The sequence below is a fragment of the Cnuibacter sp. UC19_7 genome (genome assembly GCF_042699995.1).
Classification (GTDB): domain Bacteria; phylum Actinomycetota; class Actinomycetes; order Actinomycetales; family Microbacteriaceae; genus Cnuibacter.
In genome coordinates, this window is the sequence record NZ_CP170560.1 from 2537110 (window position 1) to 2559754 (window position 22645).

A 22645-nucleotide genomic window follows, 5' to 3' on the forward strand; every position below is an offset into this window, starting at 1 on the left:
GGTCTGCACATCCGTGGTCTCCACGAGGAGTAGGACTCACATGCGCGACATCGTCATCATCGGCTCCGGCCCCGCCGGATACACCGCTGCGATCTACGCGGCCCGCGCCGGCCTGAAGCCTGTGGTGCTCGCGTCCAGCGTCGAGGCCGGCGGCGACCTGATGAACACCACCGAGGTCGAGAACTTCCCGGGCTTCCCCGAGGGCGTGATGGGACCCGACCTCATGTCGAAGCTCCAGGAGCAGGCCGAGAAGTTCGGCGCCGAGGTCATCCTCGACGACGTGACCAGCCTCGACATCACCGGCGACGTCAAGCACGTCGAGACCGGCTACAGCGGATCGTACGACTCCCGCGCGCTGATCTTCGCCACCGGTTCGGCCTACCGCAAGCTCGGTCTGCCCGACGAGGAGCGCCTGTCGGGCCGCGGCGTCTCGTGGTGTGCCACCTGCGATGGGTTCTTCTTCAAGGGCAAGACCATCGCCGTCGTCGGTGGCGGCGACTCGGCGATGGAGGAGGCGACGTTCCTCACCCGCTTCGCCGAGAAGGTCTACGTCGTGCACCGCAAGGACTCCCTGCGCGCCTCGAAGATCATGCAGGAGCGCGCGATGACGAACGACAAGATCGAGTTCGTCTGGAACTCCGAGGTCGCGGGCATCACGGGCGAGAACGCCGTCGAAGCGCTCACGCTGCGCGACACCATCACCGGCGAGATCCGAGAGCTCCCCGTGCAGGGCCTGTTCGTCGCGATCGGCAACGACCCCCGCGTCCACCTCGTGCACGGTCAGCTCGACCTCACGGCCGAGGGCACCATCGCCGTCGAGGGTCGCTCCTCGAAGACCAACCTCCGCGGTGTGTTCGCCGCGGGCGACGTCATCGACCCGAGCTACCGCCAGGCGGTGACCGCCGCCGCATCCGGCACCGTCGCTGCTCTCGACGCCGAGCACTTCCTCGCCGCCCTCGACCAGATCGAGGTCGAGAAGGCCGCGGGCATCCCCCTCGAGGCAGAGCAGCTGGTCAGCGCCGAGTAGGCGACCACGTCACCCCTCGAGTCACGAGCATCAGAGACCATCAGAGAGAAGGAATCATGTCCAACGCAAAGGCAGTCACCGACGCCAGCTTCGCCTCCGACGTCCTCGGCAGCGAGAAGACCATCCTGGTCGACTTCTGGGCCGAGTGGTGCGGCCCGTGTCGTGCGGTCGCCCCCATCCTCGACCAGATCTCGGCCGAACACGGCGACAAGATCGAGATCGTCAAGCTCAACGTCGACGACAACCCCGAGACGGCCATGAAGTACCAGATCACGTCGATCCCGGCGCTCAAGGTCTACAAGGGCGGTGAGGTCGTGAAGACGATCATCGGCGCGAAGCCCAAGGCGGCCCTCGAGGCCGATCTCGCCGACTTCATCTGACTCCTCGCCGGCAGCGCCGGCTCCGCGGCGTCCCCGGCGCCGTCTGCCGGAGGCGTCCACGCGCATCCAAGTGGCCCGTCGCACCTCGTGCACGGGCCACTTTCGTCTGCCCTAGCATGGGATCTCGGTCAACATGGGATGAGCGCAGTGAGCAGTCACACGTCAACGCAGTCTTCGGGCAACAACCTCGACCCCTGGTACGGCAACTACGCCGCCCGCACCGCCGGGCTCGCCGCCTCCGAGGTCCGCGCCCTGTTCGCCGTCGCGTCGAGGCCCGAGGTCGTGTCGCTCGCCGGCGGCATGCCGGCCGTCTCCGCGCTTCCGCAGGAGCTCGTGACCGAGTCGTTCAACCGGGTGATGGCCGAGCGAGGCTCTGTGGCGCTCCAGTACGGATCAGGCCAGGGCGTTCCGCGCCTGCGGGAGCAGATCCTCGACGTCATGTCGATGGAGGGCATCAGGGCCAGCGCCGATGACGTCGTCATCACCACCGGATCGCAGCACGCGCTCGAGCTGGTCAGCAAGCTGTTCCTCGATCCCGGCGACGCTGTGCTGGCCGAGGGGCCCACCTATCTCACGGCGATCGTGATCTTCAAGTCGTTCCAGGCCGACGTGTTCCACGTGAAGAGCGACGACGACGGCATGATCCCGGAGTCTCTCCGCGAGGAGATCGCCCGACTCAAGGGTCTGGGCAAGCGACTGAAGCTGCTCTACATGATCCCGTCGTTCCAGAACCCCGGGGGAGTGACGCTCACCTGGGAGCGCCGACTCGAGATCCTCGAGATCGCGCGCGAGAACGGGATCCTCGTGCTCGAGGACAACCCGTACGGTCTGCTCCACTTCGACACGCCCGCTCCGCCCGCGATGCGCTCGGTCGAGGAGGACGGGGTCATCTACCTGGGCACCTTCTCGAAGACGTTCGCGCCGGGCTTCCGGGTCGGATGGGCTGTCGCCCCGCATGCCATCCGCGAGAAGCTCATCCTCGCCAATGAGGCGGCGATCCTCTCGCCGTCGTCGTTCTCGCAACTAGTCATCTCGGAGTACCTCGAGACGGTGGACTGGCGCGCTCAGGTCGACCGCTTCCGCGGCGTGTACCGCGAGCGCAAGGAGGCGATGATCTCCGCGCTGCAGGAGTACCTGCCCGAGCTGCGATGGACCGATCCTCAGGGCGGCTTCTATGTCTGGCTCACCCTCCCGCCGTACCTCGACTCGAAGAAGATGCTGCCTCGAGCGGTGAAGGAGCTCGTCGCGTACACCCCCGGCACGGCCTTCTTCGCCGATGGGGGAGGGCACGACAACATCCGACTCTCCTTCTGCTATCCGACGCCGGAGATGATCCGGGTCGGGGTCCGACGTCTGCAGACCGTGATCAGCGGCGAGACCGATCTCGTCCGCACGTTCTCCTCCGGAGCACCCGCACCGCTCCGCTCCGCCTCCACCTCGTTCTCCGCGCCGCCCCCGAACCTGGACTGACATGACCTCCACCACTCCCCGCACGGTTCTCGTCCTCGCCGGAGGCATCTCGCACGAGCGCGATGTCTCCCTCCGCTCTGGACGTCGGGTCGCCGAAGCCCTGTCCGCCCGCGGCCACCGAGTCGTCGTGCGCGATCCCGACGCGACACTCCTGCCGTACCTCGAGGAGTCGCGGCCCGACGTGGTGTGGCCCGCGCTGCACGGAGCGAGTGGTGAGGATGGCGCACTCCGCGCGCTCCTCGCCGCGCAGGGTGTCCCGTACGTGGGATCCACCGCCGATGCTGCCCGTCTCGCCTGGCACAAGCCCGTCGCGAAGGTGCTCGTCTCGCGGGCCGGCTTCAGCACGCCCGAGTCGCTGACCCTCACCAGGGACTCCGTCCGCGAGCTCGGGGGCGCCCAGGTGCTCTCGCGAGTACACGCTTCGTTCCCCGGTGCCGTCGTCGTCAAGCCGGCCACGGGTGGATCGGCACAGGGCGTGACGTCGGTCGAGTCCGAGGACGAGCTTCCCCGTGCCATCGTCGACGCGTTCACCTACGTCGAGACGGCGCTCATCGAGTCCAAGGTGTCCGGTACCGAGGTGTCGGTCGCCATCCTCGACCTCGGCGATGGCGCTCGGGCTCTTCCCGTGGTCGAAATCGTGCCCCGATCAGGTGTTTATTCCTTCGAGGCGCGCTACAACGCGGGCGAGACCAGCTTCTTCACGCCCGCCCGACTCGACGACGTGGTGGCGGCGGCCGTCAGCGATGCCGCCCTGCGCATCCACGAGGTCCTGGGACTTCGACACCTCTCACGAGTCGACTTCATCGTCGATGAGGCGGGTGTGCCGTGGTTCCTCGAGGCGAACGTCCTGCCCGGGCTCACCGAGACTTCGATCGTCCCCCAGGCTGTCGCTGCAGCCGGGCTCGACCTGGGTACGGTGTACGAGTCGCTCGCCGAGGTCGCCATCCGCGACTCCGGCGAGCGTCCGTTCGATTAGGACCTGCCGAAACCGTCCTCGCCGATCTCGCCGAGGATGCGGTTGAGATCGGTGATCGTCGCGAAGTCGATCACGATCTGACCCTTCGTGCGGCCCAGGCTCACCCGCACCCGGGTGTTGAGTCTGTCACCCAGGCGGTCGCCGATCTCATCCAGGTGGCCGCGCTTCGCGCCGGCGGTCGGCTTCGATCGGTTCTGCTTCGGCGTCTCTGCCGCGAGGGCTTCCGCTGCGCGGACGGAGAGCTCCTCGTTGACGATCCTGTCGGCGAGCTTGGTCATCGCATCGACATCACCGACGGAGAGCACCGCCCGAGCGTGGCCGGCACTGAGCACTCCGGCGGCGACGCGCTTCTGCACCTCCGGGGGGAGGCGGAGCAGACGGATCGTGTTGGTGATCTGAGGACGCGACCGACCGATGCGCTCGGCGAGCTGGTCCTGCGTGATCCCGAAGTCGTCGATCATCTGCTGGTAGGCACTCGCCTCTTCGAGCGGGTTCAGCTGCGAACGGTGCAGGTTCTCGAGCAGCGCATCCCGCAGCATGTCCTCGTCGGCGGTGTCGCGGACGACGGCGGGGATGCGGTCGAGCCCGGCCGCCTTCGTGGCGCGGAGACGACGCTCGCCCATGACGAGCTCGTATCGGGGCTCCCCGCCTGCGGTGCCCGTGTCCTTCGGCAGCTCACGCACCACGATGGGCTGCAGCACACCGATCTCGCGCACCGAGTGGATGAGCTCCTGCAGGTCATCCTCGTCGAAGACAGCCCGGGGCTGCTTCGCGTTCGGGACGATCGACGCGGGGTCCAGCTGCACGAGGCGTGCGCCGGGGACCGCGACCAGATCCGGTCCGCTGTCGGTCGTCGCATTCGCGTCGGTGATGCCGGGGACCGCGGTCTCGACCGCCACCGCACGGGTGTCAGGGAAGAAGACATCGACCGGACGACTGCCGTCGCTGCTCGTGGGCTCGGTCGGGATGAGGGCACCGATCCCTCGGCCGAGCCCGGTGCGCTTCTTAGTGGCCATGTGCTGCTCCTCTGTCTGCGATCTCGCCTGCTGCCTCGAGGTAGGAGACGGATCCGGTCGATCCCGGGTCGAAGGTGATGACGGTCTGGCCGTAGCTCGGTGCCTCGGATATCCGCACCGTGCGCGGGATCACCGTGGAGAGGGTCTGTGACGGGAAGTGCGTGCGCACATCCTCGGCCACCTGGAAGGCGAGGCGGGTACGCGCGTCGTACATCGTCAGCAGGATCGTGCTCACCGCGAGCGTGGGGTTGAGATGACGCTCGATCAGCTGGATGTTGCTGAGCAACTGGCTCAGGCCCTCGAGCGCGTAGTACTCGCACTGGATCGGGATGAGCACCTCGCGGGCCGCGACGAAGGCGTTGATCGTGAGCAGACCGAGCGACGGCGGGCAGTCGATGAAGACGTAGTGCAGCGGATCACCCTCGGCGGCGCGCTTCTGGATGTACTCGTCCAACGCCGTGCGGAGCCTCTGCTCACGCGCCACCATCGGGACGAGCTCGATCTCGGCGCCGGCGAGATTGATGTTCGAGGGAAGACACCACAGGGTGTCGAACTCGGGGCTCTTCGCCACCACGTCGGCAACGTCGTCGTCGTGGATCAAGACGTCGTAGATGCTCGGGGTGTCAGCGCGCCGCTCGATCCCGAGGGCTGTCGAAGCATTGCCTTGGGGATCGAGATCGATCACGAGGACAGTGGCGCCGTGCTTCGCGAGAGCCGCAGCGAGGTTCACTGTGGTGGTCGTCTTGCCGACGCCGCCCTTCTGGTTCGCAACCGTGAAGATCCGCGTCTTCTCAGGGAAGGGGAAAGTACGTGCGGCCAGTCGTCGTTTGCGCTCCGAGAGATCGGCGAGTTCTCGCGCTAGGGGAGTGGTCTCGTCGAAGGCTGATTCAGACGGCATGCGGGGCGGTTCTCCATCACGACGTTTCACGTGAAACATCCGGGTCTCGACTCGGTCACAGAGCCCTACGATGCTATCCAACGAACCTGTGCGCAGGAGCGTTCCGGGCGCACAACCGTCTCTTCAGGAGCGATCGAGAGGTCCATTCGATCCGAACGACAGCGATGGGTGGTCCGCGATTCCCAGGAGAATGGCTCCTGACGAACCGATCTACGAAATCCTGGACCGCTTTGTCCGTCCACATGCGTCCACTTCCCCGCATTTCGGTCGGCGAGACCGACGTTTCACGTGAACATCATCGCCACTCATCGACCGACACCGGAGTCGCGCAAGTCCACACGGCGATCGCACGTGACGGGAGCTATCCCTCATCCGGGACCCTCGACGCGAGCGCATCGGAACTCTGTCAGATCTGGCGGAGCGCGGCAACACTGCTGGGCTGATCGGGCCGCCACCGCGCCGACGTTTGTCGCGTCCTCACTCTGATGAGTGCATGACCGGCCCGCCTTCTAGCAGGGGGCATTCATGGCCGGCATTTACAACCGTGCCGGCGGCCACCTTGGTCTCGCTGGCGTTCCCCCACGGCCGGACGCGCGTGGCGAGTTCTTCGTGCTGTCGCAGCGCGCGTATGTGGCGAGATCGCTCGGCGTGAGCCGGATGCGGTATTGATGGCCATCTCGAAGCTCATTTTCGATTGCGGTGCCATTGATGGGGGAGAGTAGTCGCCCTCATTTCCACGGAGGGCGTAGATGGTATTGGGGTCTGACTCCGCCTCGTAAGACGCAATCAGTGTCGAAGCCGGGGCGAGTGAGAGCTTCGCACCCTTGATGACTCTCGGGCGTCAGAATCCTGACGAATCGGCGTCTGGTCTCGAGCCCATTCCCTCCTCTGCGGACCATCACGGCACGTTGTGAGATGGACGTTTCACGTGAAACATCCCGGCGCTCCACACCACCGAAGCCCTTTGCGCTCCCGATGAACAGCCGTCCGAGGCGAGACGTCATCGCATAGGCAACCCCCTCCCTATCGCCGCCAGATCTGCGGCGTGGTTGGGTCGGGATTTCTCAAGTGCACGTTCTGCCGAACCCCGAGGGTTTGGCCTTCCGGACGGCCTCTGAGACCGAGAGGTTCATACCGGCGCAATGGTTGGTCAGGTTCAGCCCATGGCGTCCCCCTCAAGGCATGGCGATGGTCATGACGAGTGCTGGGCGACCGCAATCAACCTACGCGACATGGACACGGAGGCCGCCGATGTTTCACGTGAAACGTTCGACCGGAGCGGGGAGTCGGTTCGATCTGTGACGACCCGGCGAAGCCCCATACTCCGCATCGCATCGGAAGTGATCCGCGACTGACTGTCCTCACAACCAGCGGGGGAGGAGTCCGACCGTCATCCACTGACCAGCAGGAGCGCTTGTTTCACGTGAAACACTCTCTACAGGCGGCGAACCTGGCCTGTTCCGGTTCGTCAGGAGCGATCCTCAGCGCGATCTTCACACCGTCGGCGCGCCCAAATCCGAGCCTCCGACCACAGAATGCCTCTCCAGAAACCGATGTGTGGCAGTCTTCGACGCCAGGACCCTCGAGACAACTCCAGAGATCCGGTGCAACACGCCGCCGAAAGCCCGGAGTCAGTTCGCAGGAGCTGAGGTTTCCGGAGTCAGCCCCAGGGGGAGACAGCCTACGGAACCACCGCGGTGATCACCCGCGTCGGCTCGACCGGCAGGTCCGAGCCCAGCACCGATACCTCGACATCCCGAAGACGGAACCGCGCGATCACCTTCGACGCTGCCGCGATCTCTGCCTCGGCGTTCGCGCCCTTCATGAACACGAGCCGCCCGCCGTCGCGCGTCAGCGGAACAGTCATCGGGACGAGCTTGGAGAACGCACTCACCGCCCGTGCCGTCACCACGTCGAATGAACCCGTCGCATCCTGCGCACGCGCCCGCACCACCGTCACGTTCTCGAGAGAGAGCAATGACTTCTGCTCCTCGAGCCACGCCACCCGACGTTCCATCGGCTCGATCAACGTGAAGGACACATCGGGCCGCGCGATCGCCAACACCACCCCGGGCAGTCCGGCACCACTGCCGATGTCGGCGACGGACGTGCCCCCAGAGAACAGGGGAGCGGGCAGCGCGCAGTTGACGATGTGCCGGCTCCACAAGCGGGGGAGCTCCAGCGGCCCGATCAGCCCGAGAGTCTCCCCGCGCTCAGCCAGGTCGGCGGTGAAGGCACGCGCCTTGTCGATCCCGTCGCCGAAGAGCGAAGCCGCCACCTCGGGCTCCGACTCGACCTCGACAGCGGGGGAGTCCATGCTCACGCGCGGGTGATCACCGTGTGGCGGTCGCGTCCCTCGCCCTCCGACTCCGAGCCGAACCCGCGCTCAGCGGCGATGTCGTGCACCAGCTTGCGCTCGTACGACGACATGGGCTCGAGGTGAGCCTCCTCGGCGCCGGCGTCGAGCTGACCGATGGCCCGGTCGACCATCACCTCGAGCTCGCGCTGGCGCGCGTCGCGGCTGCCCCCCACGTCGAGGATGAGACGGCTGAACTCGCCGGTCTTCGCCTGCACAGCGAGACGGGTGAGCTCCTGCAGCGCCGTCACGGTCTCGGGGTTCGACAGGACGTGCAGGTTGCTGTCGCCCGCCGCCACGACCGACACGTACGTGCGGCCATCGCGCACCTCGATGTCGATGTCGCCGTCGATGTCGCAGATGTCGAGGAGCTCCTCGATGTAGTCGGCGGCGATGTCGCCGTCATCCTGGGCCGCGCCCGCCGGCTGGTCGTCGACCAGCACGTCGATCTCGGTCGACTCGGTGTTCGTCATACCGCTCTTCGTCACGTCGGTCTCGGTCACTTCTGACCCCCCTGCTTCTTCGCTCGCGCCTTGCTGATGGGCTGCTGGCGCTGGGTGCTCTGCTTCGGCTGCTCGATCTCCTCGACGCCCGGATCGTCCTTCTGCACCAGCTTGCCCTTCTTGGCCAGGCGCGCCTCGCGAGCCTTCGCGGCCTCGCTGCCGGGCGTCGGCATGTTGCGGATCACGAGGAACTGCTGGCCCATGGTCCAGAAGTTCGACGTCAGCCAGTAGAACATCACGCCGAGGGGGAAGGCGACACCAGAGAAGACGAAGACGAGGGGGAGGATGTAGAGCAGGATGCGCTGCTGGCGGTACATCGGGCTCGCCTTGGCCTCCGGCGACTGGTTCTTCGCCATGATCTGCAGCTGCGTGTAGAACTGCGAAGCCGTCATGAGGATGACCATGAGACCCGCGATCACCATGACCTGCCAGGGGCCGCCCGCGTTCCACGATCCGATGAAGGTGTCGTGCAGCGGGGCGACGCCGAACAGCGTCGCATCACCGAACTGCTTGCCCAGGTCAGCGTTGAGCGGACCGACGCCGGCCTGGCCCTTCTGAGCATTGTTCAGCACCGAGAAGAGGCTGAAGAAGATCGGCATCTGGATCAGCAGCGGCAGACACGACGACAGCGGGTTCGTCCCGGTACGCCGGTAGAGCTCCATGGTCTCGCGCGACATCGCCTCGCGAGAGAACTGGTCGCGCTTGCCCTTGTACTTGTCCTGGATCTTCTTGAGCTGCGGCGCGACCTCGAGCATCTTGCGCTGGCTCTTGATCTGCCTCACGAAGATCGGGATCAGCGCAGCACGCACCACGATCACCAGGCCGACGATCGAGAGCACCCAGGTGAGACCGGCTGCCGGGTCGAGCCCGATGCTCGTCCACACCCAGTGCCAGGCCACGAGGATCAGCTCCACCACCCATTTGATGGGCCAGAGGATGGTATCGATGAAGGGGATTTCCATGGTGGTGAGCGTCAGCCCTTTCCGTGGCTAGCTGAGACGACGAAGCCGAACGAGGTGGTGCGGTAGCGCGGACGGCGCACCGGCGGCACGTCGTCGACACCGCCCTTCGCCCAGGGGTGGCAACGCGCGATGCGGTACACGCCGAGCGCGGTGCCCACGAGGAGCCCGCGCGTCTGGATCGCCTGGAGCGTGTACGACGAGCACGAGGGGTAGTACCGGCAGACGTCGCCGTAGAGCGGAGAGATCACCGCACGGTAACCCCGGAGCAGGAGCACGGCCACATTGCGGGGCAGAAGGAGGATCGTCGTCAGCAGCATCCTCATGCGAGCACTGATCCTTTTCTGAGCGACGTCGAGAGTTCGTCGAACAGTACCCCGTAAGGCTGGGACGAAGCTTCGGGGAGGGCCCGGATGACCACGTCGAGCCCGGCCGGTGTCGACGAGAGCAACTCGTAGCTCGCAGCCTTCAGCCGGCGCCGAACCTGGTTCCTCACCACGGCTCCGCCCACGTTCTTCGCCACGATGAACCCGAAACGCGCATCCGACGAATCGGATGCGCGAATGTAGGTGACGGTGTGAGAGCCGACGACGCGACGCCCGCGCCTCACAGTGGAGCGGTACTCCTCACCCGAGGTGAGTCGATTGCGTCTCGCCAGCACTGCTCCGCACCGTCGGTGGCCGGGGCCGGACTAGGCCGAGAGCTCGGTGCGGCCCTTGGTGCGGCGCGCCGAGAGGATGGCACGGCCGGCACGGGTACGCATGCGGGCGCGGAAGCCGTGCACCTTGGCGCGGCGGCGGTTGTTGGGCTGGAAGGTTCGCTTGCTCATGATTCGTTCTCCGTGTCCGGGTACGGCGCAAGACGCTCACCCGGCGAATAGAAAGGGGGACGGGCTCGGCAGAACCCATAAGTCAACTGATTAAAGCTACGTGCACATCGCCGAATGGTCAAATGTCCGTGCCGTCCACAGTTGTCCACACCTGTGGACAACACCTGTGTATGACACACCTGCGGTCAATACCGCAAACTTGCCACCGACCATGGCAGTGGCTAGCTTAGGTGCTCACAGTTGCTGCCAGCCGGGGGCTGACCGACTGGCAATGTTCGCAATCTCGCACGCGACAGCCGTCGTCGTTCGGCAGTCGTCTCGACAGGAGTTCCGTTGGCTGAGGTAGGAGATTCCACCGAAGACAACTGGCGCACCGTCCTCACCGCTCTCACGGCCGACGAGCGGATCACCCCCCAGCTCAAGGGCTTCCTCTCGCTCGTGGTGCCCAAGGGCATCATGGGCGGCGCCTTCTACCTCGAGGTGCCCAACGACTTCACGCGCGACATGCTCGAACAGCGCGTCCGCCCCGCTCTCATCGAGGCGCTCAGCGCGCTCGACGGCGACCTCGGGGTCAGCACGTTCGCCGTCGTGGTGAATCCCGAGATCGACGGATACCGGCTCGCCGAGACCTCGGTCCCGCTCCCCGCTCGCGGCGAGGTTCCCTCCGTCGCCGTGACCGAGGCCGCCTATGTGGAGGCACTCCCTACTCCCGTCCAGGAGACCGCGGTCGGGCCGCAGCGCAACAACGACACCCGGCTCAACCCGAAGTACAGCTTCGACAACTTCGTCATCGGCGGCTCCAACCGCTTCGCCCACGCCGCCGCGGTCGCGGTCGCTGAGGCGCCGGCGAAGGCGTACAACCCGCTCTTCATCTACGGCGACTCAGGCCTGGGCAAGACGCACCTCCTCCACGCCATCGGCCACTACGCCATGAGCCTCTACCCCGGGGTGCGGGTGCGATACGTGAGCTCCGAGGAGTTCACGAACGACTTCATCAACTCGATCGCCAACAACCGCGGAGCAGCCTTCCACTCGCGGTACCGCGACATCGACCTCCTTCTGATCGACGACATCCAGTTCCTGCAGGGCAAAGCGGAGACGCAGGAGGCGTTCTTCCACACCTTCAACACCCTGCACGACCACAACAAGCAGGTCGTCATCACCTCCGACCTCCCGCCCAAGCACCTCACCGGCTTCGAGGATCGGATGCGCACGCGCTTCGAGTGGGGGCTCATCACCGATGTGCAGACGCCCGACCTCGAGACTCGCATCGCGATCCTGAGGAAGAAGGCGCAGAGCGAGCGGCTCCGTGTGCCCGACGACATCCTCGAGTTCATGGCGTCGAAGGTCTCGTCGAACGTCCGCGAGCTCGAGGGCACGCTCATCCGCGTGACCGCGTTCGCGAGCCTCAACCGCACACCGGTCGACATGCAGCTCGTGCAGACGGTGCTGAAGGACGTCATCACGCTCGACGACGACAACGTCATCGCGCCGGTCGACATCATCAACAACACCGCCGAGTACTTCAAGCTCTCCGTCGACGACCTCTACGGGTCGTCGAGGTCTCAGGCCATCGCGACGGCACGTCAGATCGCCATGTACCTGTGCCGCGAGATGACGAGCCTCTCCCTCCCCAAGATCGGCCAGCTCTTCGGCGGACGAGACCACACCACGGTCATGTACGCCAACAACAAGATCGGCAAGCTCATGACGGAGAAGCGCTCGATCTACAACCAGGTCACCGAGATCAGCAACCGCATCAAGCACGACCAGCGCTACAAGGGCGCCTGACGCCCCTCCCCGCACGACGTCCCCGGATCCGGCCGCCACAGGCCCGGAAGAGGGGCTTTCGTCATGTTTCCACACAGTGTGGACAACCTGTGGAGAACCGAATGACAATTGTGAGTCGGATGCGTCGAGTTGTGGAACCGTTCACGATCGCGCCCGACGCCGTTCGCTCCGTGTGGCACGCCATTCACACGTCATCGACAACTTACAGACGTGTAGTTTCGAGCATCCACGCGGCAGGACGGAATTTGTCCACATATCCACAGCCGTTAACACCATTAAAGATCTCTCTCTGGATTAAGGGCTCCCCACAACCTTGGGGATCGTGGAACCCGACCCGCGCCGGTCGGGCGCACCAGATAGCATGGGTCGACCCAGCGTCTACCGTGCACTCAGAGGTGACTTCGTGAAGTTCCAAGTAAACCGAGACGTCTTCAGCGAGGCGGTCTCGTTCGCCGTGAAGCTCCTTCCGCAGCGCACCACCCTCCCCATCCTGAGCGGTGTGCTCATCGAGGCTGAAGGCGGCGAGCTCACGCTGTCGTCGTTCGACTACGAGGTGTCTGCACAGACGCAGATCCCCGCCGACGTCGAGGAGTCGGGCGTCGTCCTGGTGTCGGGACGCCTGCTGAGCGACATCGCCTCCCGGCTGCCCAACGCCCCCGTGCAGTTCTCCACCGAGGACTCCCACATCGTCGTGCGCTGCGGTTCCGCCCGCTTCACCCTGCTGAGCATGCCTGTGGAGGAGTACCCGAGCCTGCCGCAGGTGGGCGAGCAGAGCGGTGTGCTCCCGGCCGACACGTTCTCGAGCGCCGTCGCGCAGGTCGCGGTCGCCGCCTCCCGCGACGACGTCACCCCTGTCATCACGGGTGTGCAGCTCGAGATCGCCGACAACTCGCTCTCGCTCGTCGCCACCGACCGCTACCGCGTCGCCGTCCGCGACATCGACTGGGACGGCAGCGACGGCGGTGTGCAGCAGGCCACCGCGCTGGTGCCGGCGCGCACCCTGCACGAGGTCGGCCGCACCTTCGGCAACGCCGGCACCATCTCCGTGTCGATCACCGGCACCGATGACCGCGAGCTCATCGCCTTCAGCGCCGACCGCAAGACCGTGACCACGCTGCTGATCAAGGGCAACTTCCCGCCGGTCAAGCGCCTGTTCCCCGAGAGCGTCGAGAACTACGCCGTCATGAACACCGCCGAGCTCATCGAGGCGGTCAAGCGCGTCTCGCTGGTGCTCGAGCGCGAGGCGGCCCTGCGCTTCAGCTTCACTCTCGACGGCGTGACGCTCGAGGCGATCGGCTCCGAGCAGGCGCAGGCGTCCGAGACGATCGACGCTCTCCTCACCGGGGAGGACACCGTGGTCTCGCTCAAGCCGCAGTTCCTGCTCGACGGCCTCGGCGCCGTCCACTCCGAGTTCGTGCGGATCTCGTTCACGAAGACCGACAACCCCAACAAGCCCGGCCCGGTGCTGATCACGAGCCAGTCCTCGAAGGATCAGCCGGGGTCCGACGACTACCGCTACCTGCTGCAGCCCAACCTGCTGCTCCGCTGACCCCCACCCCTCCACACACGTCGAACTCGTCACCCCTCGAACAAGGAGAAGGTTCATGCAGATCGGTCTCATCGGACTCGGCAAGATGGGCAACAACATGCGCACCCGTCTGCGCAACGCCGGCATCGAGGTGACCGGCTACGACCAGAACCCCGCCGTCACCGACGTCCCGGATCTCGCGGCGCTCGCCGCGGCTCTCCCCGCGCCGCGCATCGTCTGGGTGATGGTCCCGGCCGGCCAGATCACCGACAGCGTGGTCCACGACCTGTCCGAGGTGCTCGACGAGGGCGACCTCATCATCGACGGCGGCAACTCGAAGTGGACCGAGGACTTCAAGCACTCCGAGTTCCTCGCCCCCAAGGGCATCCAGTTCATGGATGCCGGTGTCTCGGGCGGCGTCTGGGGCCTCGAGAACGGCTATGGCCTGATGGTCGGCGGCACCGCCGAGAACGTCGAGCGGGCGATGCCGATCTTCGACGCGCTCCGTCCTGAGGGTCCGCGCGACGAGGGCTTCGTGCACGCGGGCGAGGTCGGCGCCGGCCACTACGCCAAGATGGTGCACAACGGCATCGAGTACGGCATCATGCAGGCCTACGCCGAGGGCTACGAGCTGCTCGACGCCAAGAAGGACATCATCAAGGACGTCACGGGCACGTTCAAGGCATGGCAGCGCGGCACCGTCGTGCGGTCGTGGCTGCTCGAGCTCCTCGTCCGTGCCCTCGAGGCCGACCCGGAGTTCCACGACATCCAGGGCTACGTCGAGGATTCGGGCGAGGGCCGCTGGACGCTCGAGGAGGCGATCGAGAACGCCGTGCCGATGCCCGCCATCAGCGCGTCGATCTTCGCCCGCTTCGTCTCGCGCCAGGAGGACTCGCCCTCGATGAAGGCCGTGGCGGCCCTGCGCAACCAGTTCGGCGGCCATGCCGTCAAAGAGCTCGACTGATCGCCTGAGTGCACGTCAGTCACCTCCAGCTCACCGACTTCCGCAACTACCGCACGGCGGATGTGGCGCTCGAGCGCGGCGCGAACCTGTTCGTCGGCCGCAACGGGCAGGGCAAGACCAACCTCGTCGAGGCGGTCGGGTACCTGGCCACGGTCGGATCGCACCGGGTCTCGAGCGATCAGGCGCTCATCCGCAGCGGATGCGAGTCGGCGGTGATCAGGGCGAAGCTGACGCACGAGCAGCGTGAGCTGCTGGTCGAGGTGCAGATCAACCGGACGGGGGCGAACCGCGCGCAGGTGAACCGCGCGGCGATCAAGCCGCGCGAGCTGCCGCGCTACGCGGCGAGCGTGCTGTTCGCTCCCGAGGATCTCGCCCTGGTCCGCGGCGAGCCCTCGACGAGGCGGCGCTTCGTCGACGGGCTCCTCGTGCAACGGAGTCCCCGACTCTCCGGGGTGCTCTCCGACTACGACCGGGTGCTCCGCCAGCGCAACGCCCTGCTGAAGTCGGCGCGCGCATCCGGGCTGAAGGCCGAGACGCTGCCCACCCTCGAGGTGTGGAACGACAGGCTCGTCGAGCTGGGCGCCGAGATCATGAAGGAGCGCATCGCCGTCATCGCCGCCCTCGGCCCCCGCGTGCGCTCGGCTTACCAGGCGGTGGCGGGCACCGATCAGGAGCCGGCGCTCGGCGTGGTGCTGAGTGTGCTCGCCGACCATCCGGATGCGGATGACACCGACGGCGAGTCCGGCCCGCTCGGCGACGTCGACTCCTCGATCGACGACCTGCGCGCCCTGTTCCGTGCCGGTCTCGAGCGCGTGCGGCGTGCCGAGCGCGATCGCGGCGTCACGCTCTGCGGTCCGCACCGCGACGATGTGCTCTTCACCCTCAACGGACTTCCGGCGAAGGGGTACGCCAGCCACGGGGAGTCATGGTCGTTCGCGTTGTCGCTCAGGCTCGCCAGCGCCGATCTGCTGCGCACCGAGTCGCTCCTCGGCGATCCGGTCGTCATCCTCGACGACGTGTTCGCCGAGCTCGACTCGGGTCGGCGGGCGCGCCTCGCCGAAGCGGTGCTCGACTACGAGCAGGTCCTCATCACCGCGGCGGTCTACGACGACGTGCCGAAGGAGCTCACCGCGCACACCGTGCACGTGGACGCCGGCGCCATCGTGGAGAGGGCGGCCGCCGATGACTGAGTCGCAGAACGTCTACCTCCGACTCAAGGAGTCGCTGGCCGGGGCGCCCGTCCGCCGGCCGCGGCGCGGCATCCGCACGCGCGAGGTCGACGACGACGGCACCAACATGCCGTACGGCCGCGGCCGCGATCCCCGGCCGCTCGGCGACGTCGTCGACAACCTCTCCCAGGAGCTCGGGTGGACCGCCGCCCTGGCGAAGTCCGACATCATGCTCGACTGGGCCGAGATCGCGGGCCCTGAGACGGCCGAGCACTCGCGGCCGATGGGCGTGACCGACTCCGTGCTCACCATCCAGTGCGACTCGACGGCATGGGCGACCCAGCTGCGCACGATGCGCTCGCACCTCATGGGGAGCATCGCCCAGCGATACCCCGATGCGGGCATCGAATCCATCCGCTTCGAAGCACCCCACGCCCCCACCTGGAAACGAGGCTCCAGATCGATTCCAGGGCGTGGTCCTCGCGACACCTACGGCTGAGTGGACAAATCTGGTCGCCCGGAGCGAAAAAGCCGCTCAGAGGGCCTTTCAAGCGCCGCGATCGGAGCCTCTCTTGATAGGATGAGGGGTCGCCTTCGCGACAGCTGAGGAGCCTGAAATCTATGACGGATGAATCGAACGAGCCTGTGACGGACGACACTCCTGCGATCTCAGGCGAGGCGGTTCACCAGCCTGTCGACCATGAGTACGGCGCCAACCAGATCCAGGTGCTCGAGGGCCTCGAAGCGGTGCGGAAGCGCCCCGGCATGTACATCGGGTCGACCGGGCCCCGCGGCCTCCACCACCTGGTCTACGAGATCGTCGACAACTCTGTCGACGAGGCGCTCGCCGGCTACGCCGACGACATCCAGGTCACGATCCTGTCGTCGGGCGGCGTCCGTGTCATCGACAACGGTCGAGGCATCCCCACCGACGAGCACCCCACCGAGAAGAAGTCGACCGTCGAGGTGGTGCTGACCATCCTTCACGCGGGAGGCAAGTTCGGCGGTGGCGGCTACGCGGTCTCCGGTGGCCTGCACGGCGTGGGCAGCTCGGTCGTGAACGCACTGTCGCGCGAGCTCGACGTCGAGGTCAGCCGCGGCGGCCACGTCTTCCGCCAGTCGTACCGCAACGGGGTGCCGGAGGCGCCGCTCGAGCGCGGCGAGGAGACCGACCGCACCGGTACGACGATCACCTTCTGGCCCAACGCCGAGATCTTCGAGTCGGTCGAGTTCGACTACGAGACGCTCCGCACCCGATTCCAGCAGATGGCCTTCCTCAACAAGGGTCTGCGGATCTCGCTCGTCGACGAGCGTGAGGCGGATGCCGAGGGCGAGTTCCGCGGCGACGTCTTCCACTACGAGCGCGGCCTGGTCGACTACGTCGAGTACCTCAACTCGACGAAGAAGAGCGAGGTGGTGAACCCCGAGATCATCTCCTTCGAGACCGAGGACACCGACAAGAAGATCGCCCTCGAGGTCGCGATGCAGTGGACCACGGCCTACTCCGAGAGCGTCCACACCTACGCCAACACGATCAACACCCACGAGGGCGGCACCCACGAGGAGGGCTTCCGCGCCGCTCTGACCTCGCTCGTCAACCGCTACGCACGCGACAAGAACCTCCTCCGCGAGAAGGACGAGAACCTCTCGGGCGACGACGTGCGCGAGGGCCTCACCGCGGTCATCTCGGTGAAGCTCAGCGAGCCGCAGTTCGAGGGCCAGACGAAGACCAAGCTCGGCAACACCGAGGCGAAGGCGTTCGTGCAGCGCATCACGGGTCAGCAGCTGGGCGACTGGTTCGAGCGCAACCCGCAGGTGGCGCGCGAGATCATCCGCAAGGCGATCTCCGCATCCCAGGCGCGCATCGCCGCCCGCAAGGCGCGCGAGCAGACCCGCCGCAAGGGCCTCCTCGAGGGCAGCGGCCTCCCCGGCAAGCTCGCCGACTGCTCCAGCAAGGATCCCTCGCGCAGCGAGATCTTCCTGGTCGAGGGCGACTCGGCCGGAGGTTCGGCGAAGACCGGCCGCAACCCCGAGACCCAGGCGATCCTGCCGCTGCGCGGCAAGATCCTCAACGTCGAGAAGGCGCGCCTCGACCGCGCGCTGGCGAACGCCGAGATCCAGGCGATGATCACCGCCTTCGGCACGGGCATCGGCGAGGACTTCGACGGCGAGAAGGCCAGGTACCACAAGATCGTGCTCATGGCCGACGCCGACGTCGACGGCCAGCACATCACGACGCTGCTGCTCACGCTGCTGTTCCGCTACATGCGGCCGCTCATCGAGCTGGGCTACGTGTACTTGGCGCAGCCCCCGCTCTACCGCCTGAAGTGGACGAACTCGGAGCACGAGTACGTGTACTCCGACCGTGAGCGCGACGCGCTGCTCCAGGCCGGCGCCGCGGCGGGCAAGCGCCTGCAGAAGGACAACGGCGTGCAGCGCTACAAGGGTCTCGGTGAGATGAACCACCAGGAGCTGTGGGACACGACGATGAACCCCGACTCACGCACTCTCCTGCAGGTGACCCTGGAGGATGCGGCGATCGCCGACGGCATCTTCGCGACGCTGATGGGCGACGACGTCGACGCACGCCGCACGTTCATCCAGCAGAACGCCAAGGACGTCCGCTTCCTCGACATCTGATGCGGAGGCGACGCCTCCCCATCCTCCTCTCCGCGCCCCGGCGCCCCGCACATCCTGAAAAGAGTTCCCTGTGACCGACGACATCGAGACCACCGGCCCCGCCGGCGACCGGATCGAGCAGGTCGACCTCCAGCTCGAGATGCAGCGCTCGTACCTCGACTACGCGATGAGCGTGATCGTCGGGCGCGCCCTGCCCGACGTCCGCGACGGCCTCAAGCCGGTCCACCGCCGCGTCGTCTTCACGATGTACGACGGTGGATACCGCCCCGACCGGGCCTTCTCGAAGTGCACGCGTGTCATCGGCGACGTGATGGGCCAGTTCCACCCGCACGGCGACAGCTCGGTGTACGACGCACTCGTGCGACTGGTGCAGCCGTGGTCGCTGCGCTACCCGCTGGCGCTCGGACAGGGCAACTTCGGATCTCCCGGAAACGACGGCGCTGCCGCGCACCGGTACACCGAGACCAAGATGGCTCCGCTCGCCATGGAGATGGTCCGCGACATCGACGAGGACACCGTCGACTTCCAGGACAACTACGACGGCCGCACGCAGGAGCCCGTCGTCCTCCCCAGCCGTTTCCCCAACCTGCTCGTCAACGGCTCGGTCGGCATCGCCGTCGGCATGGCGACGAACATCCCCCCGCACAACCTCCGCGAGGTGTCGGAGGGCGCTCTGTGGGCGTTGGAGCACCCCGATGCCTCGCGCGAGGAGCTGCTCGAGGCGCTCATCCAGCGCATCAAGGGCCCCGACTTCCCGACGCACGCGCAGATCCTGGGCGTCAAGGGCATCCACGACATGTACCGCACGGGTCGTGGCTCGATCACCATGCGCGCGGTGGTGAACATCGAGGAGGTCCAGGGCCGCACCTGCCTCGTCGTCACCGAGCTGCCGTACCAGGTGAACCCCGAGAACCTGGCGATCAAGATCGCCGACTTGGTGAAGGAGGGGCGGATCGGCGGCATCGCCGACATCCGCGACGAGTCGTCCGGCCGCACGGGTCAGCGTCTCGTCATCATCCTCAAGCGCGACGCGGTCGCCAAGGTCGTGCTGAACAACCTGTACAAGCACACGCAGCTGCAGGAGAACTTCGGCGCGAACATGCTCGCCATCGTCGACGGCGTGCCTCGCACGCTGTCGCTCGACGGCTTCATCCGCGAGTGGGTGACGCACCAGATCGAGGTCATCGTCCGCCGCACGCGCTTCCGCCTGCGGAAGGCCGAGGAGCGCATGCACATCCTGCGTGCGTACCTCAAGGCGCTCGATGCTCTCGACGAGGTGATCGCGCTCATCCGCCGGTCGCCCACGGTCGAGGATGCCCGCGACGGCCTGATCGACCTGCTCGACATCGACGAGGTGCAGGCGCGCGCCATCCTCGAGCTGCAGCTGCGACGCCTGGCCGCGCTCGAGCGCCAGAAGATCCAGGAGGAGGCCGAGCAGCTCGCCGCGCTGATCGAGGAGTACGAGGCGATCCTCGCCTCCGAGATCCGGCAGCGGACCATCATCGCCGACGAGCTCCGAGAGATCACCGACAAGTTCGGCGACGACCGCCGCACAGAGATCATGTTCGGGTTCGACGGCGACATGAGCGTCGAGGACCTCATCCCCGAAGAGGAGATGGTGGTCACCGTCACCCGCGGCGGCTACATCAAGCGCACACGGAGCGACAACTACCGCTCGCAGCACCGCGGCGGCAAGGGTGTGAAGGGCGCGCAGCTGCGCGCCGACGACGTGGTCGAGCACTTCTTCGTCACCACCACGCACCACTGGCTGCTGTTCTTCACGAACACCGGACGCGTGTACCGCGCGAAGGCGTACGAGATCCAGGAGGCCGGCCGCGACGCCAAGGGCCAGCACGTCGCGAACCTGTTGGCCATGAGCCCGGATGAGCAGATCACGCAGATCCTCGACATCCGCGACTACGAGGTGGCCCAGTACCTGGTGCTCGCCACCCGCGACGGTCTGCTGAAGAAGACGGCGCTCACCGAGTACGACACGAACCGCTCGGGCGGCATCATCGCGATCAACCTGCGCGAGAGCGACGAGCTCGTCTCGGCGCTGCTCGTGAACGAGGACTCCGACGTGCTGCTCGTCTCGCGACACGGCATGTCGATCCGTTTCACGGCGTCCGACGAGACGCTGCGTCCGATGGGGCGCGCGACGTCCGGCGTCATCGGCATGAAGTTCCGCGAGGGCGACACCCTGCAGGGTGCGTCGGTGGTGAGCCACGACGGGTACGTGTTCATCGTCACCGAGGGCGGGTACGCGAAGCGCACCTCGGTCGACGAGTACCGGCTCCAGGGACGCGGCGGACTGGGCATCAAGGTGGCCAAGCTGGCCGAGTCGCGAGGCGATCTGGTGGGGTCCCTCATCGTCGGCGAGGACGACGAGGTGCTTGTGGTTCTTGCCAGCGGCAAGGTGGTAAGGTCTGCGGTGGCCGAAGTCCCGGCCAAGGGCCGTGACACCATGGGTGTCGTCTTCGCCAGATTCTCAGACGACGACCGCATCATTGCAGTGGCCAAGAACACTGAACGCAACCTGGACGCCGAGCTCGAATCCGAGCCCGGGGAGGCCCCCGCCGACCTGGCGTCTGGAGAGGATGTACCGACGGATGAGTAACGTTGCCGACAAGCTCGCGAAGAAGACCGCGCGAGTCGCGTCGACCAAGCAGGTTCGCCTGAAGCTCGTCTACGTCGACTTCTGGTCGGTGTTGAAGATCTCGTTCCTGCTCGCGATCATCCTGGGGATCATCACCATCGTGGCGAGCTTCCTGATCTGGTCGGTGCTCAACCAGACCGGCGTGTTCGACCGCATCAACACGCTGCTGCAGTCGATCGCCGGCCAGGAGAACTTCAACCTGAACGACATCGCATCGCTCGGACAGGTGATGGGCTTCTCCGTCGTCGTGGCCGTGCTCGACGTCATCGTCATCACGGCGCTGGGCGCCATCGGAGCCGCGCTGTACAACCTCGCGGTGCGCATCACCGGCGGTGTGATGCTCGGCTTCACCAACAAGTGAGTCCCTCCTCGCGGCCGGTTTGGATCACCACCCGGTCGTGAGGTAGGGTTCTATTCGGTCATTCCGGCCTACGGGGCTATAGCTCAGGCGGTTAGAGCGCTTCGCTGATAACGAAGAGGTCCAAGGTTCAAGTCCTTGTAGCCCCACTCCATCCCTTCGGGGACGTAGCTCAATTGGCAGAGCACCTGCTTTGCAAGCAGGGGGTTAGGGGTTCGATTCCCCTCGTCTCCACCGAATGACGAAGGCCCCGCTCTTGCGGGGCCTTCGTCATTCGGTGGAGATGCGTGGACGAGAGCGCCGACGAGGGGGTGGGCCCCTGAGCCATGCTTGGCTCAGGGACGATTCCCCTCGTCGCCAGCCGGAAGCACCGCTTCCGGCGTTTACCCGCCAGGCGCGAGCTCACTGCCATGAGCTCACCTGCCCTGAGCTCACCTGCCCTGAGCTCACGCCCCAGGCGACACCACGTCGAACCCGTGCGCCCTGGCGCACTCCTGCATCCGGATGTCGTACGTCACAAAGACCTCGATGTCGTCTCCGATCTCCATCGCCGTGGCGACATGAAGCGCGTCGAGTGAGCGGACAGTGGAGGGCTCGATCCAGGCAGCGCGATTGACGATGTTCGGCGTCAGTGCCACCGCTTGCACCCCCATCAGCACGTGGCGGGCCTCGACGACTCGATCTGGCTCGCGGCGACGCACGGCACGGACCAACTCCGTCTGGACGATCTCATTCGAGAGCGACACGCGCTGGTGGCGGGCCAACCACTCCTGGAGTTCGTCGGTCTCGGCTTCATCGACCGCGAGCTTCACGAGCGCAGACGAGTCGACGTAGAGGACCATCAGCGATCATCCTCGTCTCGCATCTGCTGCAGCACCTCGGACAGCGTCGGTCCGGGGGTGGTGAGAGGGCGAGGCTTGGGCATGTCGGCCAGCGATCGTGTGGCGGGCCTGATCAGGCCCGCGGCGATCATCTCCTCGACGCGGGACGGGCGTATCGGGGTCATGCGGGCGACGGGGCGCCCTCGGTCGGTGATGGTCACTGTCTCTCCTGCGGCTACTCGTGCGACGACTGCGGAAGCGTTCTGCTTCAGTGCCCGAATCCCGACCTCGACCATGTTCTACA

22 protein-coding genes and 2 tRNA genes are annotated in these 22645 nt (G+C 66.3%); 14 read left to right on the forward strand and 10 right to left on the reverse strand.

The window, feature by feature from the left end; translation table 11 throughout:
- Positions 1-40: 40 nt before the first annotated feature.
- The 4 genes from trxB (at position 41) to ACFJGV_RS12135 (ending at position 3853) form a co-directional block, all read left to right on the forward strand.
- On the forward strand, positions 41-1027 hold the full coding sequence (trxB, locus tag ACFJGV_RS12120) for a thioredoxin-disulfide reductase (RefSeq protein ID WP_378144199.1): 987 nt from the start codon (positions 41-43) through the stop codon (positions 1025-1027).
- Between the two features lie 56 nt (positions 1028-1083).
- Complete coding sequence (gene trxA, locus ACFJGV_RS12125; RefSeq protein ID WP_114703554.1) at positions 1084-1407, forward strand: thioredoxin; 324 nt, start codon at positions 1084-1086, stop codon at positions 1405-1407.
- Positions 1408-1545: 138 nt separating this feature from the next.
- Positions 1546-2877 carry a PLP-dependent aminotransferase family protein gene (locus ACFJGV_RS12130; RefSeq protein WP_378144201.1) on the forward strand — a complete coding sequence of 444 codons (1332 nt, stop codon included), beginning with the start codon at positions 1546-1548 and terminating at the stop codon, positions 2875-2877.
- A gap of 1 nt (position 2878) precedes the next feature.
- Entirely contained in the window at positions 2879-3853 is a 975-nt protein-coding gene (locus ACFJGV_RS12135; protein WP_378144202.1) for a D-alanine--D-alanine ligase, read from the forward strand.
- On the opposite strand, the gene ACFJGV_RS12140 is transcribed toward ACFJGV_RS12135, so the two are convergent.
- The 8 genes from ACFJGV_RS12140 to rpmH all read right to left on the reverse strand — a co-directional run bounded on the left by ACFJGV_RS12140 (position 3850) and on the right by rpmH (position 10414).
- Positions 3850-4869 carry a ParB/RepB/Spo0J family partition protein gene (locus tag ACFJGV_RS12140; RefSeq protein ID WP_378144203.1) on the reverse strand — a complete coding sequence of 340 codons (1020 nt, stop codon included), beginning with the start codon at positions 4867-4869 and terminating at the stop codon, positions 3850-3852. The two genes, ACFJGV_RS12135 and ACFJGV_RS12140, sit on opposite strands and share 4 nt — an antisense overlap.
- The gene (locus tag ACFJGV_RS12145; RefSeq protein ID WP_378144204.1) at positions 4859-5767 is read right to left on the reverse strand and encodes a ParA family protein; all 909 of its coding nucleotides are present in this window, start codon (positions 5765-5767) and stop codon (positions 4859-4861) included. The genes ACFJGV_RS12140 and ACFJGV_RS12145 overlap by 11 nt, the downstream gene beginning before the upstream one ends.
- 1681 nt (positions 5768-7448) lie before the next feature.
- The gene (gene rsmG / locus ACFJGV_RS12150; protein ID WP_378148716.1) at positions 7449-8084 is read right to left on the reverse strand and encodes a 16S rRNA (guanine(527)-N(7))-methyltransferase RsmG; all 636 of its coding nucleotides are present in this window, start codon (positions 8082-8084) and stop codon (positions 7449-7451) included.
- Between the two features lie 2 nt (positions 8085-8086).
- On the reverse strand, positions 8087-8596 hold the full coding sequence (locus ACFJGV_RS12155; RefSeq protein ID WP_378148718.1) for a protein jag: 510 nt from the start codon (positions 8594-8596) through the stop codon (positions 8087-8089).
- Between the two features lie 26 nt (positions 8597-8622).
- Positions 8623-9582: a membrane protein insertase YidC gene (gene yidC / locus ACFJGV_RS12160; protein ID WP_378148719.1), complete on the reverse strand. Its 960-nt coding sequence runs from the start codon at positions 9580-9582 to the stop codon at positions 8623-8625.
- Positions 9583-9599: 17 nt separating this feature from the next.
- The gene (gene yidD, locus ACFJGV_RS12165; protein WP_378144205.1) at positions 9600-9911 is read right to left on the reverse strand and encodes a membrane protein insertion efficiency factor YidD; all 312 of its coding nucleotides are present in this window, start codon (positions 9909-9911) and stop codon (positions 9600-9602) included.
- Positions 9908-10246: a ribonuclease P protein component gene (gene rnpA, locus ACFJGV_RS12170; RefSeq protein WP_378144206.1), complete on the reverse strand. Its 339-nt coding sequence runs from the start codon at positions 10244-10246 to the stop codon at positions 9908-9910. The genes yidD and rnpA overlap by 4 nt, the downstream gene beginning before the upstream one ends.
- Positions 10247-10276: 30 nt before the next feature.
- Positions 10277-10414, reverse strand: coding sequence for a 50S ribosomal protein L34 (rpmH, locus tag ACFJGV_RS12175; protein ID WP_378144207.1), 138 nt, complete (start codon positions 10412-10414; stop codon positions 10277-10279).
- A 333-nt stretch (positions 10415-10747) separates the two neighbouring features.
- Between rpmH and dnaA the strand changes: the two genes are divergently transcribed.
- The 10 genes from dnaA to ACFJGV_RS12225 all read left to right on the forward strand — a co-directional run bounded on the left by dnaA (position 10748) and on the right by ACFJGV_RS12225 (position 21754).
- Positions 10748-12205 carry a chromosomal replication initiator protein DnaA gene (dnaA, locus tag ACFJGV_RS12180; protein ID WP_378144208.1) on the forward strand — a complete coding sequence of 486 codons (1458 nt, stop codon included), beginning with the start codon at positions 10748-10750 and terminating at the stop codon, positions 12203-12205.
- 403 nt (positions 12206-12608) lie between these two features.
- Positions 12609-13754: a DNA polymerase III subunit beta gene (gene dnaN, locus ACFJGV_RS12185; RefSeq protein ID WP_378144209.1), complete on the forward strand. Its 1146-nt coding sequence runs from the start codon at positions 12609-12611 to the stop codon at positions 13752-13754.
- Between the two features lie 55 nt (positions 13755-13809).
- On the forward strand, positions 13810-14697 hold the full coding sequence (gnd, locus tag ACFJGV_RS12190; protein WP_378144210.1) for a phosphogluconate dehydrogenase (NAD(+)-dependent, decarboxylating): 888 nt from the start codon (positions 13810-13812) through the stop codon (positions 14695-14697).
- An 8-nt stretch (positions 14698-14705) separates the two neighbouring features.
- The gene (gene recF / locus ACFJGV_RS12195) at positions 14706-15887 is read left to right on the forward strand and encodes a DNA replication/repair protein RecF (RefSeq protein ID WP_378144211.1); all 1182 of its coding nucleotides are present in this window, start codon (positions 14706-14708) and stop codon (positions 15885-15887) included.
- On the forward strand, positions 15880-16365 hold the full coding sequence (locus ACFJGV_RS12200) for a DUF721 domain-containing protein (protein WP_378144212.1): 486 nt from the start codon (positions 15880-15882) through the stop codon (positions 16363-16365). Before recF ends, ACFJGV_RS12200 begins: the two co-directional genes overlap by 8 nt.
- 122 nt (positions 16366-16487) lie before the next feature.
- Positions 16488-18506, forward strand: a complete 2019-nt coding sequence (gene gyrB, locus ACFJGV_RS12205) for a DNA topoisomerase (ATP-hydrolyzing) subunit B (RefSeq protein ID WP_378144213.1) — start codon at positions 16488-16490, stop codon at positions 18504-18506.
- Between the two features lie 70 nt (positions 18507-18576).
- Positions 18577-21123, forward strand: a complete 2547-nt coding sequence (gyrA, locus tag ACFJGV_RS12210; RefSeq protein ID WP_378144214.1) for a DNA gyrase subunit A — start codon at positions 18577-18579, stop codon at positions 21121-21123.
- Positions 21116-21523: a DUF3566 domain-containing protein gene (locus ACFJGV_RS12215; protein ID WP_378144215.1), complete on the forward strand. Its 408-nt coding sequence runs from the start codon at positions 21116-21118 to the stop codon at positions 21521-21523. The genes gyrA and ACFJGV_RS12215 overlap by 8 nt, the downstream gene beginning before the upstream one ends.
- A 72-nt stretch (positions 21524-21595) precedes the next feature.
- Positions 21596-21669 (forward strand) — tRNA-Ile (locus ACFJGV_RS12220).
- 12 nt (positions 21670-21681) lie between these two features.
- Positions 21682-21754: transfer RNA gene (locus tag ACFJGV_RS12225), tRNA-Ala, on the forward strand.
- Between the two features lie 212 nt (positions 21755-21966).
- Here ACFJGV_RS12225 and ACFJGV_RS12230 read toward each other — a convergent pair.
- Entirely contained in the window at positions 21967-22362 is a 396-nt protein-coding gene (locus ACFJGV_RS12230; RefSeq protein ID WP_378144216.1) for a type II toxin-antitoxin system VapC family toxin, read from the reverse strand.
- Positions 22362-22637, reverse strand: coding sequence for a type II toxin-antitoxin system Phd/YefM family antitoxin (locus ACFJGV_RS12235; RefSeq protein WP_378144217.1), 276 nt, complete (start codon positions 22635-22637; stop codon positions 22362-22364). Before ACFJGV_RS12235 ends, ACFJGV_RS12230 begins: the two co-directional genes overlap by 1 nt.
- Positions 22638-22645: the final 8 nt, after the last annotated feature.

Bases quoted from the DNA above. Each gene is read 5' to 3' on its own strand.
- trxB (WP_378144199.1), top strand. From the start codon at position 41: ATGCGCGACATCGTCATCATCGGCTCCGGCCCCGCCGGATACACCGCT.
- trxA (WP_114703554.1), top strand. From the start codon at position 1,084: ATGTCCAACGCAAAGGCAGTCACCGACGCCAGCTTCGCCTCCGACGTC.
- ACFJGV_RS12130 (WP_378144201.1), top strand. From the start codon at position 1,546: ATGAGCGCAGTGAGCAGTCACACGTCAACGCAGTCTTCGGGCAACAAC.
- ACFJGV_RS12135 (WP_378144202.1), top strand. From the start codon at position 2,879: ATGACCTCCACCACTCCCCGCACGGTTCTCGTCCTCGCCGGAGGCATC.
- ACFJGV_RS12140 (WP_378144203.1), bottom strand. From the start codon at position 4,869: ATGGCCACTAAGAAGCGCACCGGGCTCGGCCGAGGGATCGGTGCCCTC.
- ACFJGV_RS12145 (WP_378144204.1), bottom strand. From the start codon at position 5,767: ATGCCGTCTGAATCAGCCTTCGACGAGACCACTCCCCTAGCGCGAGAA.
- rsmG (WP_378148716.1), bottom strand. From the start codon at position 8,084: ATGGACTCCCCCGCTGTCGAGGTCGAGTCGGAGCCCGAGGTGGCGGCT.
- ACFJGV_RS12155 (WP_378148718.1), bottom strand. From the start codon at position 8,596: ATGACGAACACCGAGTCGACCGAGATCGACGTGCTGGTCGACGACCAG.
- yidD (WP_378144205.1), bottom strand. From the start codon at position 9,911: ATGAGGATGCTGCTGACGACGATCCTCCTTCTGCCCCGCAATGTGGCC.
- rpmH (WP_378144207.1), bottom strand. From the start codon at position 10,414: ATGAGCAAGCGAACCTTCCAGCCCAACAACCGCCGCCGCGCCAAGGTG.
- gnd (WP_378144210.1), top strand. From the start codon at position 13,810: ATGCAGATCGGTCTCATCGGACTCGGCAAGATGGGCAACAACATGCGC.
- ACFJGV_RS12200 (WP_378144212.1), top strand. From the start codon at position 15,880: ATGACTGAGTCGCAGAACGTCTACCTCCGACTCAAGGAGTCGCTGGCC.
- gyrB (WP_378144213.1), top strand. From the start codon at position 16,488: ATGACGGATGAATCGAACGAGCCTGTGACGGACGACACTCCTGCGATC.
- ACFJGV_RS12215 (WP_378144215.1), top strand. From the start codon at position 21,116: ATGAGTAACGTTGCCGACAAGCTCGCGAAGAAGACCGCGCGAGTCGCG.
- ACFJGV_RS12230 (WP_378144216.1), bottom strand. From the start codon at position 22,362: ATGGTCCTCTACGTCGACTCGTCTGCGCTCGTGAAGCTCGCGGTCGAT.
- ACFJGV_RS12235 (WP_378144217.1), bottom strand. From the start codon at position 22,637: ATGGTCGAGGTCGGGATTCGGGCACTGAAGCAGAACGCTTCCGCAGTC.